At 64.0% G+C, this 12,523-nt stretch carries 10 protein-coding genes and 1 tRNA gene; 4 read left to right on the top strand and 7 right to left on the bottom strand.

The genetic code is table 11. From position 1 onward, the window contains the following. Positions 1-123 precede the first annotated feature (123 nt). From NGR_RS23275 to xylF, 4 genes are all read right to left on the bottom strand, one after another. A tRNA-Arg gene (locus tag NGR_RS23275) sits at positions 124-200 on the bottom strand. Between the two features lie 285 nt (positions 201-485). Next, positions 486-1,271 carry an ATP-binding cassette domain-containing protein gene (locus NGR_RS23270; RefSeq protein WP_012708940.1) on the bottom strand — a complete coding sequence of 262 codons (786 nt, stop codon included), beginning with the start codon at positions 1,269-1,271 and terminating at the stop codon, positions 486-488. 15 nt (positions 1,272-1,286) lie between these two features. Then, the gene (locus NGR_RS23265) at positions 1,287-2,603 is read right to left on the bottom strand and encodes a sugar ABC transporter permease (RefSeq protein ID WP_012708939.1); all 1,317 of its coding nucleotides are present in this window, start codon (positions 2,601-2,603) and stop codon (positions 1,287-1,289) included. Positions 2,604-2,856: 253 nt separating this feature from the next. Next, positions 2,857-3,897 (bottom strand): D-xylose ABC transporter substrate-binding protein, encoded by a 1,041-nt coding sequence (gene xylF, locus NGR_RS23260; RefSeq protein ID WP_012708938.1) that lies wholly within the window; start codon positions 3,895-3,897, stop codon positions 2,857-2,859. A 241-nt stretch (positions 3,898-4,138) separates the two neighbouring features. Between xylF and NGR_RS23255 the strand changes: the two genes are divergently transcribed. Both NGR_RS23255 and NGR_RS23250 read left to right on the top strand, forming a co-directional pair. Beyond that, complete coding sequence (locus NGR_RS23255) at positions 4,139-5,350, top strand: ROK family transcriptional regulator (protein ID WP_164924438.1); 1,212 nt, start codon at positions 4,139-4,141, stop codon at positions 5,348-5,350. Between the two features lie 116 nt (positions 5,351-5,466). Continuing rightward, positions 5,467-7,821: a bifunctional diguanylate cyclase/phosphodiesterase gene (locus tag NGR_RS23250; protein ID WP_012708936.1), complete on the top strand. Its 2,355-nt coding sequence runs from the start codon at positions 5,467-5,469 to the stop codon at positions 7,819-7,821. A 64-nt stretch (positions 7,822-7,885) separates the two neighbouring features. Here the strand turns inward: NGR_RS23250 and iolG are convergent, their stop codons facing one another. After that, positions 7,886-8,878, bottom strand: a complete 993-nt coding sequence (gene iolG / locus NGR_RS23245) for an inositol 2-dehydrogenase (protein WP_012708935.1) — start codon at positions 8,876-8,878, stop codon at positions 7,886-7,888. Between the two features lie 427 nt (positions 8,879-9,305). Between iolG and NGR_RS23240 the strand changes: the two genes are divergently transcribed. Next, positions 9,306-9,542 carry a hypothetical protein gene (locus NGR_RS23240; protein ID WP_012708934.1) on the top strand — a complete coding sequence of 79 codons (237 nt, stop codon included), beginning with the start codon at positions 9,306-9,308 and terminating at the stop codon, positions 9,540-9,542. On the opposite strand, the gene NGR_RS23235 is transcribed toward NGR_RS23240, so the two are convergent. After that, a complete protein-coding gene (locus NGR_RS23235; protein WP_012708933.1) occupies positions 9,539-9,997 on the bottom strand; it encodes a hypothetical protein in 459 nt (152 codons plus the stop codon). The two genes, NGR_RS23240 and NGR_RS23235, sit on opposite strands and share 4 nt — an antisense overlap. A 99-nt stretch (positions 9,998-10,096) precedes the next feature. Further along, entirely contained in the window at positions 10,097-11,080 is a 984-nt protein-coding gene (locus tag NGR_RS23230) for a LysR family transcriptional regulator (RefSeq protein WP_012708932.1), read from the bottom strand. Positions 11,081-11,355: 275 nt separating this feature from the next. Here NGR_RS23230 and chvE point away from each other — a divergent pair, with 275 nt between their 5' ends. Further along, complete coding sequence (chvE, locus tag NGR_RS23225; protein WP_012708931.1) at positions 11,356-12,423, top strand: multiple monosaccharide ABC transporter substrate-binding protein; 1,068 nt, start codon at positions 11,356-11,358, stop codon at positions 12,421-12,423. The last annotated feature ends 100 nt before the right edge of the window (positions 12,424-12,523 follow it).

The following is a 12,523-nucleotide window of genomic DNA, read 5'->3' as shown; positions in this document are numbered from 1 at the left end:
CGAGAAGGCTGTCCACTTGCCCTCGCGAGATTTTACGAGTCCACACTTATTGGTTCAGAGTCCGCGTATAGCGGTATCCACTCACTCAGTCCGCTTTATGCGGTGACGCAGAAAAATGCGAAATGGCGCACCCGACAGGATTCGAACCTGTGACCTTTGGAATCGGAATCCAACACTCTATCCAGCTGAGCTACGGGTGCATCCGTTGGGCGGCCAAGGCCGCCGAAGCAGGCTGTGAGCGGTTCTTAGCCTAGCTTGCGTGCCGCTTCAATGGTCAATTGCAAGAGATTGTGGGGGAAACGCGCTTTCCGCTGGCGGGCTGTGGTCGCGGCGCATCGTTTTCGCTGCGCAGCCGGCCCAAGAAAAATGCCGCACCCCGGGGGATGCGGCATTCAGGCTTGAGCGGATTGGTCGACCGGCGCTGCAGCGGTGTTCGGGGGCGCTTCAGGCCTTGGTCGACCGGCCTGCCTCAAGCCATTTGGGCCTCAAGCCATCTGCATCGCGCCGGGGCCGGGGATGGCCTTGGCCGGCACCTTGCCCATGATGATCATGCCGAGCACCTCGTCCTTGGTGACGTCGTCGGTGCGGGCGTGGCCGACGACCTGGCCGTTCTTCATCACCGAGACGCGGTCGGCGAGGTCGAAGACGTCGTGGATGTCGTGGCTGATCAGGAAGATGCCGATGCCCTCGCGCTTCAACTGCTTGATGAGCTCGCCGACCTGGGCGGTCTCCTGCGGCCCGAGCGCGGCCGTCGGCTCGTCCATGATCAGGATGCGGGCGTTGAAGAGGATGGCGCGGGCGATCGCCACCGATTGGCGCTGGCCGCCGGAGAGCGCCTTCACCGGCTCCTTGAAGCGCTGGAAGTTGGGATTGAGCCGGCCCATCACCTCGCGGGCCTTCGCCTCCATCGCCACGTCGTCGAGCGTGCCCCAGGGGGTGCGGAGTTCCCGGCCGAGATAGAGGTTGGCGGCGGCGTCGACGTTGTCGGCGACGGCGAGCGTCTGGTAGATCGTCTCGATGCCGTATTTCTTGGCGTCGCGCGGATTGTTGATGTCGGCCGCCTCGCCATTGATCAGGATCTCGCCGGCATCGCGCCGGTAAGCGCCGGAGAGGATCTTGATCAGCGTCGACTTGCCGGCGCCGTTGTGGCCGAGAAGAGCCACGACCTCGCCGGGGTAGAGATCGACGGAGGCATTGTCGACCGCGTGGATGCCGCCGAAGGAGATGGAAATGTTCTTCATTTCCACCAGCGGAGTGCGTTGTTCAGTCATCGTTCGAACTCCTGATTACTTGGCGCGGGCGCGGTAGACGGTGTCGAGCCAGACGGCGGTGACGAGCACCATGCCGACGACGATGCGCTGCAGCGGGCTATCGATGCCGAGCAGCACCATGCCCGACTGCAGCGATTGCATGACGAGCGCGCCGAGCATGGCGCCGGCGATGGTTCCCATGCCGCCGGCAAGCGAGGTGCCGCCGATGACGGCCGCGGCGATCGTGTAGAGCTCGTCGAGCTCGCCCTGGGCGTTGGTTGCCGCATTGAGGCGGGCCGTCGAGATCGCCGCGGCGACGGCGCAGAGCATGCCCATCAGCGCGAATATCCGCACGGTGACCCAGCGCGTCTTGATGCCGGCAAGCTCGGCCGCTTCCGGGTTGCCGCCGAGCGCGAAGACGTAGCGGCCGAAGCGGAGGCGCGTGGCGATGAAGGTCATGATGATGCCGATCAGGATGGCGATCAGCACCGGAATGGCGATGCCGTGGGCGATGAACAGGCCGCCCTCCGGCCAGGCGATGCCGTTGGCCTCGGCGTATTTGCGGGCGATGTTGGTCGGCCAGGGATAATAGTTGGCGATCGCCACGGCGCCGAGCACGAGGGCGCAACCGACCGACGACAGGAAATACTCGGCCCAGATCGGGCGGCGCGGAAAGCCGAAGCGTTTGCGCTGCTTGCGCGAATGGATGATGCTGGCGACGATCGCGACGCAGGCGATGAGCCCGACGATCCAGCTCGCCGTCGCGCCGATCGATCCCTCGGTGCCGCCGCCCATCAGGCGGAAGGTCGAGTCCATCGGTGCGACGGTGCGGCCGCTCGTCACGAACCAGGTGGCGCCGCGCCAGACGAGCAGTCCGCCGAGCGTGACGATGAAGGACGGCACGTTCAGGAAGGCGATGATCACCCCGTGGAGCGCGCCGATGCCGGCGCCGAGCAACAGGCCCGCCAGCAGCGTGATGATCCAGGTGGCCGGGTGGTTGAAGCCGAGCAACTGCGGCAGCAGCTCCGCCTGCAGCACGCCCATGATCATGCCGACGAAGCCGAGAATCGAACCGACCGAGAGGTCGATGTTGCGGGTGACGATGACCAGCACCATCCCGGTCGCCATGACGGCGATCGAGGCGGTCTGCACCGACAGGTTCCAGAGGTTGCGCGCCGTCAGGAACAGGCCGCCGGACAGGAGATGGAAGCCGATCCAGATGATCAGCATCGCCCCGACCATGCCGAGCAGGCGCGTGTCGATTTCGGTGGCGCGGAAGAAGCGCTTCACCGGGCTTTCCTCCGCGCTGCGGGCGCGATTGAAAGGTGCGGTATGTGTTGTCGTATCGGCCATAGCCGCCGTCCCCCACTGATTTTCTGCATGTTTCCTTGAATCGTACGCGATCAAGGACAAAAACATGCCGCAATTCAAAGTGCTACAGCGACCTTTTGTGCGTCTGAAAAGACGCACGGCGCTGTAGGTGTTACCGGTCGCTCACGAGGCGTCGCCGCAATCATACCACCCGCGCGCGGAACCGTTCCGACCTCATGCAAACGCCGCAACGGGTGACGTTGCGGCGTTCGAGGTCAATGCAAAAGCCCGTCCGTCACTTGCAGGCGGCGACGGAGCCGGCAGCCACGCCCTGGCAGGCGGCGTCCTTGGAGATCCAGCCGGCGTCGATGACGACATTCAGATTGTCCCTGGTGATCGCCACCGGCGTCAGGAAGACCGACTTCATGGCGACGCCCTTCGGGCCGCCGTTGAAGGTCTCGACGCCTTCGATCTGATCCATGGTCTTGCCGCCGGCGAGCAGCGCGGCGATTTCGGCCGCATTCTTGCCGAGGTCGCGGGCGTCCTTCCAGACGGAGACGGTCTGCGTGCCGAGCGCCACGCGGTTCAACGCCGCATGGTCGCCATCCTGGCCGGAGACCGGAACCGAGCCGGCAAGGCCCTGGGCCGAAAGCGCCGCGATCGCGCCGCCGGCGGTACCGTCGTTCGAGGCGACGACCGCATCGACCTTGTTGTCGTTGGCGGTCAGGAACTGCTCCATGTTCTTCTGGGCGTTTTCCGGCTTCCAGCCGTCCGTATAGGCCTCACCGACATTCTTGACCTTGCCGGCGTCGACCGCTTCCTTCAGCACTTCCATCTGGCCGGCGAACAGGAAGTCGGCGTTCGGGTCGGAGGAGGAGCCCTTGATGAAGACGAAATTGCCTTCCGGCTTCGCCTTGAACACTTCACGGGCCTGCAGGCGGCCCACTTCCTTGTTGTCGAAGGTGATGTAGAAGGCGGCCGGGTTCTCGATCAGGCGGTCGTAGCCGACGACCGGGATGCCCTCGGCGGTGGCCTTTTCGATCGCCGGGGCAATCGCGTCGGAGTCCTGCGCAAGCACGATCAGCGCATTGGCGCCCTGGGCGATCAGCGATTCGATGTCGGTGAGCTGCTTGGCGGCAGAGGACTGCGCGTCAGCGGAAATATATTTGTCGCCGGAGGCCTCGAGCGCTGCCTTGATGGCCGCCTCGTCGGTCTTCCAGCGCTCTTCCTGGAAGTTCGACCAGGAAACGCCGATGACGAGGTCCTTGGCGACCGCTGCGGAATGCATGGACGCGATGATGGCAGCCCCTGCCATCAGCTTCAAAACGGATTTCATTTTATCCTCCCAAGTGGCTCACCGCGCGTACGAACCTCCCGCACGCATCCCCAACGAGCCCGTGAATTGCTGCCGCAAACATCGCCGCCGCACCTGCAGGGCTTTTTTCTCGACAGTCGAGAAAATAAATGTCAGAGTTTTAGAAGGCTGTCAACAAGGCCTGTCCCGTCTTGTTTCGCCATGCGGCAAATGCTTTGAGAGAGTACGTGAGCGAACAATCCGCCAAGGCCGGGAACGTGCGATGCTGACCAAGACCAGCACCGAAGTCGTGCGTCAGCAAAACAGTGCGCTGGTGCTTTCGGCGCTTCGGCGAAAGGGCGCGCTCTCGCACACGGAAATCGCCGAGCAGACCGGCCTCGCCTCGGCGACCATTTCCGTCATCACGGCGGAACTGGAGCGGTCGGGGACGATCGCCAAGACGGAGCAGCATGTTCAAGGCGGCAGGGGACGGCCGCGCGTCCTCTTCGCGCCGCGGCGGGACTGCGGCTATGTCATCGTCGTTCGCATCTCCTCGGACCTCGTTCAATATTCGCTGGCCGATTATGGCGGCGTCCTGCTCGACCGCTTCGAGGAGGCCCGCAGCCACGACACCGGCGGCACCGCGGCTTTCGGCCAGGTCTTCGTCGCGGCGCTCGAGCGCCTGCTGCAGCGCTCCCGTATCGACAAGCAACGGGTGCTGGCCGTCTCGATCAGCAGCAAGGGGCTGGTGGCCGGCGACGGTGCGAGGCTCCTCTGGTCGCCGGTCTTCGGCAGCGAAGAGCTCGATTTCGCGAAACTGCTCGATGAGGACTGGCGGGCCCGGATCATGCTCAGCAACGAGACATTGCTCGTCGCCCAGGCGCTGGCCGCCAAGGCGGAAAGGAAGGGCGACGCCTTCAAGGGGCTGGCGGCCATTTCGCTCGGCCACAGCATCGGCCTCGGTCTTGCCCGAACGGGGCGGACGGGCGAGCTTGACGTTTCGGCGCCGAATTTCGGCCACATGCTGCACGCCCCGTCGGCGGGGCTCTGTCGCTGCGGCTCCTATGGCTGCATCGAGGCCGCGGCCGGTTTCTACGGCATCCTGCGCGCCGCCTTCGAGGTGCCGTCCGACACGATCCCGGCGAAGTTCGTGCCGCTTGCCGAAATGGACAAGATCGCCGCCGGCGCGCGGCAGGGCCAGCGCATGCCCGGCTACGCCTTCCGCCAGGCCGGCATCGCGCTCGGCAACGGCATTTCGCGCCTGCTCAGCCTTTATGAGCCGATGCCGATCTTCGTCACGGGCCAGGGGACGCGCTATTTCGATCTGCTCCACAAGGGGGTGGAGGAGGGGCTTGCGCAATCCTTGCAGGTGCGGGTCGAAGGCCTGCCGGAGATCACCGTCGTCGGCGACGAGCAGGGGCTTGTCTTCGACGGCCATCTCGACCGGGCTCTCAGTGCCGTCGACGGCGACATCACTGCGGCCGGGCATGCTTGAGCGAGCACCCCGCAGAGCCACGCATCAAACATTCCAGAGGCGAATTTTCGTACCAACTCAATTTACAGTTATTTAGCGACTGCTTGCCAAGCTGCTTCCCGAGGCGGGAGACAGCCATGTTCTCAGTAATTTCGTGCATAAGCGATCGCCACGACTGGCGCCTGGTTGCCGTGGCGGCGATTGTCTGTCTGGCAGGCAGTGCGGCGACGATGCTCCTCTTGCAGCGCGCCGAGCGCAGCCAAGGCTGGCAGCGGCACGTCTGGACCGCGGCCTGCGCCTTTGCCTGCGGCGTCGGCGTCTGGTCGACGCATTTCATCGCGATGCTCGCCTATGACGGCGGGGTGCCGATCGCCTATGATGTCTGGGGCACAGTGTTTTCCGCGCTGGTTGCGGTGGTTGCATCCGGTCTCGCCTTTTCCACGGCGCTTGCCGGCACCTCTCGCTACGCCTTCCCCGGTGCCGGAATCTTCCTCGGCCTTGGCATCGCCGCCATGCATGTAACGGGTATGCGCGCCGTCGAGGCGCAGGGGCGAATCGATTTCGATCCGCAGATGGACTTCGCCGCGGTCCTTGTCGGCCCGCTGGTCGCCGCCTTCGCCCTCCATTCCTTTCAGGTCCTCAGGGGCGCGCGCAAGCTGATCGTCCCGACGCTGCTGCTTGTTCTTTCGATATGCGTCCTGCATTTCACCTCGATGAGCGGAATCACGCTGGTACCGGATCCGAGTGTCGCGGCGACGAATGCCTTCGATCCCGTCTGGCTGGCCGGCGGCGTGGTCGTCGCTTCGACGACGCTGATCCTCACGGCCCTGGGTGCGCTCTTCATCGATCGGCACCTGACCGACCTCCGGGGGCTCGCCAATGCCTCGCTCGAGGGAATGGTGATCGTCTGCAACGGCCGGATCATCGATGCGAACGAACGTTTCGTTGGCCTCTGCGGCGCCAAGGCCGCCGATCTCATCGGCAGGAGGCCGGAAGAACTCTTCGTGTCACCGCAGGGACGCGAACGCCAGATCGAGAGCGGTTCCGCCGAGGTCGAGCTGATCTGTGCCGACGGGCGGCTCGTGCCGGTCGAACACGTTTGCCGGACGATCGAGTATCGCGGCCGGCAATCCGACGTGATCTTCGTGCGCGACCTCAGCGCCCGCAAGGAGGCCGAGAGGACCATCGAGCATCTCGCCCACCACGATGCACTGACGGACCTTTCCAACCGCAGTTCCTTCGAGAGGCGGATGAGCCAGGCGCTGACGGTCGCCGCCGCGCGGAACGAACAACTGGCAATCTTCTGCCTCGACCTCGACCGCTTCAAGGCCGTCAACGACATCTTCGGTCATGGCGAAGGAGACCGGATCCTGCGCAAGGTTGCCGATATTCTCCGTGCCGCCGCGGGCGAGGCCGACACGATCGCGCGGTTGGGCGGCGACGAATTCGCCATCCTGCAGACCGGCGCCGCCCAGCCGGAGGCGGCGCGGCAATTGTCGGACCGCATCCTCCGGCTCTTTGCCGAGGAGATGGATACCCACCGCGATCCGATGGCTGTCGGCGTCAGCATGGGCGTGGCCGTCTACCCCGGCGACGGAACGACGGCCGAGCGGCTTTGCAGCAATGCCGATACGGCGCTCTATCGGGCCAAGCAATCCGGTAAGGGCATCGCCTGCTTTTTCGACGCCGAAATGGACGACGCGGTGCGCTCGCGCCGGCAGATGGAGAGCGACCTCAGGCATGCGATCCTGCGGCGCCAGCTGTTCCTCGAATATCAGCCGCTCGTCGATGTAGGTGACGATCGGGTGGTCGGATATGAGGCACTGCTGCGCTGGAGACATCCGGAGCGTGGGCTCGTCGGGCCGAACATCTTCATTCCGATCGCCGAGGAAAGCGGTTCGATCATCCAGATCGGCGAATGGGTGCTGGAAGAGGCCTGCGCCGAAGCGGTCCGCTGGACGGAGCCGCTCCCGGTTTCCGTCAACATATCGCCGGTCCAGTTTCTCGTGCCCAGCCTTTTCGACCAGATTGCCGGCATCCTGCGCCGCACCGGCCTCGAGCCTCGACGGCTGGAACTGGAACTCACCGAAGCGGCGCTGATGCACAACAGGCAAGACGTTCTGGCGGCGCTCGTCCGGCTGCGGCTGCTCGGCGTGAGGATCGTCATGGACGATTTCGGCACCGGACATTCGTCGCTTGCCAACCTGCAGACGTTCCCGTTCGACAAGCTGAAGATCGACTGCAGCTTCACGGCGGCGCTCGACAAGGATCCCGCCGCCCATGCCATCATCCGGGCGATCATCGCGCTCGGCCACAGTCTCGACCTGCCGGTCGTGACCGAGGGCGTCGAAACCGAGCGGCAGAAACAGATCATCGTCGAGGAGGGGTGCCGGCAGATTCAGGGCTTCCTCACCGGCCGGCCGGGCGTTGCGCCGAGTGCCGGAGCGAACTCGTTGTCGGACGCCCCGGCACTCCAACACGCCGAGGCGTAGTCCGTCTTGGAAACGACAAAGGCCGGGGAAGCCCCGGCCTTGGTGATTCAAGATCGCTGCAACCTCAGGCGACGCTGATCTGGCGCTTTTCGGCGACCGAGCGGACGGCCGCGTCGGCAAGGGCGAGCGCCGCCAGGCCATCCTTGCCGGACGGGGTGATTGCCGCGCCCTTCTCGATCGCAGCGATGAAGCTCTCGATCTCATTGGCGTAGGCTTCCGTGTAGCGCGTCATGAAGAAATCGTGCAGCGGCGGGCGCGTGTAGCCCTCGCCGGTGGCGATTTCGATCGAGACGGGGCGCTGGTTCTCGGCCGAAACTGCGCCCTTCGAGCCGTGCACCTCGATGCGCTGATCGTAGCCGTAGGTGGTGCGACGCGAGTTGGAAATGACCGCCTGCTTGCCGGATGCGGTCTGCAGGATAACGGAGACGCTGTCATAGTCGCCGGCCTCGCCGATCGCCTTGTCGACGAGCACGGCCGCGGTCGCCGTCACCGAAACCGGCTCTTCGCCGAGCAGGAAGCGCGCCATGTCGAAATCGTGGATGGTCATGTCACGGAAGATGCCGCCCGACCGCTTGATATAGTCGACCGGCGGGGCGCCCGGGTCGCGCGAGGTGATCGTCACCATTTCGACGTCACCGATCGTGCCGGCAGCGATCGCCTTGCGCACCGCCATGAAATGCGGGTCGAAGCGGCGGTTGAAGCCGACCATCAGCTTCGCCCCGGTTTCGGAGACGACCTTCATGCATGCCTTGACGCGATCGACGTCGAGATCAATCGGCTTTTCGCAGAAGATCGCCTTGCCGGCCCGGGCAAAACGCTCGATCAGATCGGCATGCGTGTCGGTCGGCGTGCAGATGACGACGGCGTCGATGTCGGAGGCCGCCTCGATCGCCTCGATGCTGCGAACCTCACAGCCATAGGCTTTGGCGATCGCATCGGCGGCTGCCGGAAAGGCGTCGGCGACCGCGACAAGGACGGCGTCCGGATTGCCGCTGACGGCTTTCGCGTGAACCTTGCCGATGCGTCCGGCGCCCAGAAGACCAAATCTCACTGTCATCTTCGTCTCTCTCGAATTCCGGTTCCAGACCGGGTGGGTGCGCGATGATATTGACGCTCATCGCGCAGAGGCGTTGCGGGCGGATGCGTCCGCGAAACCGATCAATAAGGGAGGGCAATGGGCGTTCCTTCAGCGTCCCATGCCTCGCTCTCACGCCGTCATGTCCGAACCCCTGGATCCTGCCTCGTGGCAGCTGTCGGTGAAATCGGAACGAAACGGCCAGCATTTATATTTTCAGAATGTTTATTCCATTTACTGTTCCGGCGTCAAGCCGGCGACGATCCGTGTCGGCGGTGCTGCTCGCCGCTACAGGCGCGCCTCCCGTGCCGAGAATTGCCGGACAATTATGTCCATTCATCGGTATCGATCCGGAGAATTTTGCGATAGACGAGAGGTGAAGGCACGCAGTTTCGGCAGAGGCAATGTCATGATGAAATTCATCGATCCGGATCACCCTTTTTATCGGCCCCTCTGGATCCGACTGCTTATCGTTGCCCTATGTGCGGTGTGGACGGCTGTCGAGTTCTATGGCGGCCAGACGATGTGGGCGACGATCTTTCTCGTCGTGACGGCCTATGCCGGTGCGGCTTTGCTGATCTTCTACAAGCCGAAGCCCGTCGACGAAAAGGGAACTGGCGCCGGCGACGAGACGAAAAGCGGCTAGCTCTTCGAGAGCCTTCGCGACGCTTCGTCGATCAGCATGTTGGCAAGTTTCATTCGGATGGTGGCGTTCGCGCGGAACTCCGGCGGCTGACGGTCGGGGTGGTTGGCGGCCGCAAAACGGCGGCGCTTGGCGGCGAGCGTCAGCCCGGTTTCCCCTTCACCAAGGTCGAGCTCGTCAGCGACATCGGCCAGGCTCGTGCGTTGCAGGTGGTCGGGCATGAGGCGCGGTTCCTGGGTCGCTTCGGCGGCGGCGAAATCCCGATAGGCTCTGTCGACGGCGCCGAAGGTAGCGGTCGCCCGTGCCGGCGTCTCGACCACGAAAGGCTGCGAACGGCCGATCGGCGGTTGCAGGCCGTCGCACGCCGCCTCTGCCCCCCGGGGCTGCGTGTCTTCATCGATAATCTGCTCGGCCTTCAGGCGCTCGAGCACCGATTGAAACACCGACATGCCGAACACGGCGTCCCCCTGACCTGCGGCGCGCAACGATTCGTGCGGCAACCGAAGGTCCGCGCGAGCCGAGGCCGATCTTGCCCATCGAGGATTATGCGGGGCTGATCACGTCCGGCTTTGCTTGAGGATCAGGTCGTAGAGCAGTTTTGCGCTCGGCGGGAGTGCCCGGCCTTCGGCAGTGATCAGCCCATAGGGCTTGATGCGGACCGGGAACTCAGTCGGCAGGATGCGGATTTCGCCGGCCTGGGTGCCATTGCCGGCGACGAGCCGGGCGACATCCAGGGCGACCGGGGCGATGGCATTCGTGTTGCGGACGATCGACAGGGTCAGGATGATCGACGACGTGTTGATGACGGTCGAGGGCAGCCGGACGCCGGCAGAGATGAAGCTGTCTTCGACGGCGCGGCGCAGCAGCGTGCCCGGCGGCTGAAACACCCAGTCAAAGCCCGGCAGGTCGTCGGCGCTCGCCGAAGCGTGATCGAGCAGCGGGTGACCCTCGCGGACGATCAGGCAGACCTCCTCGAAGCCGATCTCGACCAGATTGAACAGCCGGGGATTGAGGTCGTCCGGGATGCGGCCGACCACGAAGTCGTGGCGGGCGGCGAGCAGCTCGCGCGTCAAGACGTTGCTGTTGTCGATCTGCACGTTGATCTCGATACCGGGATAGGCCGTCGAAACCTGGCGGATGGCGGGCACGGCGAGATTGAGGGCCGGGCCGGTGACGGAGCCGAGCGACACCGAGCCGCCACTTCCCGTCTTCAGCTCGCTGAGTTCGCGCGCGGCCTCGCGCAGTTCGAGAAAGATCGTCCGTGCCCGTCGGGCGAGAGCTTCGCCGTACCGCGTCAATTCGACACCGCGGGCCACCCGCGCGCAGATCGGGGCCTTCACGATCGCCTCGATTTCGGCGAGCATGCGCGAGGCGGCCGGCTGGGAGACGCCGAGCGATTCGGCCGCGGCGCTGATGCGGCGATGGTCGTCGATCGCCAGGATGAGCCGCAGGTGGTTGATCTTCAATCCCGACCGGAAGAGACCCGTATCGAAAGAGTCGCCTGCCTGGGTTGCGACGCTCGGCTTGCTGTCGAGGGTCATTTTCGGGCCCTATTATTCAAGAGATTCATAAATCACACTCTTTAACAGTCGTATACCAATTCTGGTATGTATGCAAAGCGATATTGTATTTGACAGTTATGGCAATTGATTCCAGTTTCCACCGATGTGCGCCAGCGCATGCGGGAGTATGCTAAGACAGGGAGGACCTTCCTTTATCTTGAAACGCCGCCGGGGACGACCTCTCCGGGCCGGTGAATCGCTGCGCATATGACGGGGGCCCCGGCCGCCGGCTTCAACACTCAGGGAGAGATCTGATGAAATTGATTACTTCGCTTCTCGCAGCCGCGGCTATGTCCGTCGCAGCCTTCGCTGCGCCGGTATTCGCCCAGGACAAGGGCACGGTCGGCATCTCCATGCCGACGAAGACGTCGACCCGCTGGATTTCCGACGGCGAAACCATGGAGAAGCTGTTCAAGGAAGCCGGCTACACGCCGGACCTGCAGTTCGCCGACGACGACATTCCGAACCAGCTCGCGCAGATCGAGAACATGGTGACGAAGGGCGCGAAGGTTCTGGTCATCGCCGCCATCGACGGCACGACGCTCTCCGACATCCTGCAGAAGGCCGCAGACGCCGGCGTCAAGGTCATCGCCTATGACCGCCTGATTCGCGATTCCGGCAATGTCAACTACTACGCGACCTTCGACAACTTCCAGGTCGGCGTGCTGCAGGCGACCTCGCTGGTCCAGGGCCTGAAGCTCGACAGCGCCAGCGGGCCGAAGAACGTCGAACTGTTCGGCGGTTCGCCGGACGACAACAACGCCTTCTTCTTCTATGACGGTGCGATGTCGGTCCTGCAGCCCCTGATCGACAGCGGCAAGATCGTCGTGAAGTCCGGCCAGCAGGGCATGGATCAGGTCGGCACGCTGCGCTGGGACGGTGCGGTTGCCCAGGCCCGCATGGAAAACCTGCTGTCGTCCACCTACACCGATGCCAAGGTCGATGGCGTTCTGTCGCCCTATGACGGCCTGTCGATCGGCATCATCTCGGCTCTGAAGGGCGTCGGCTACGGCTCCGGCGACATGCCGATGCCGGTCGTCACCGGTCAGGACGCGGAACTGCCGTCGGTCAAGTCGATCCTTGCCGACGAACAGTATTCGACGGTCTTCAAGGACACGCGTGAACTCGCCAAGGTAACCGTTGGCATGGTCAACGCGATCATGGACGGCAAGGAGCCGGAAGTGAACGACACCAAGACCTATGAGAACGGCGTCAAGGTCGTTCCGTCCTACCTGCTGAAGCCCGTCTCGGTCGACAAGACCAATGCCAAGGACGTTCTCGTCGGCTCCGGCTACTACACGGAAGACCAGCTCAACAACTGATCCGGTTCGAGGGTCCGCGGCTGACCGCGGACCCTATCGCCTGATGCGAGGTGCATCTTGCAGACGCACCATTGTCGCTGTGATAATTTGAACTGCTCAT

This window comes from Sinorhizobium fredii NGR234 (assembly GCF_000018545.1).
GTDB lineage: Bacteria > Pseudomonadota > Alphaproteobacteria > Rhizobiales > Rhizobiaceae > Sinorhizobium > Sinorhizobium fredii_A.
The sequence above is the reverse complement of the archived record's forward strand: the minus strand, read 5'-3'. Positions and strand labels throughout refer to the sequence as shown.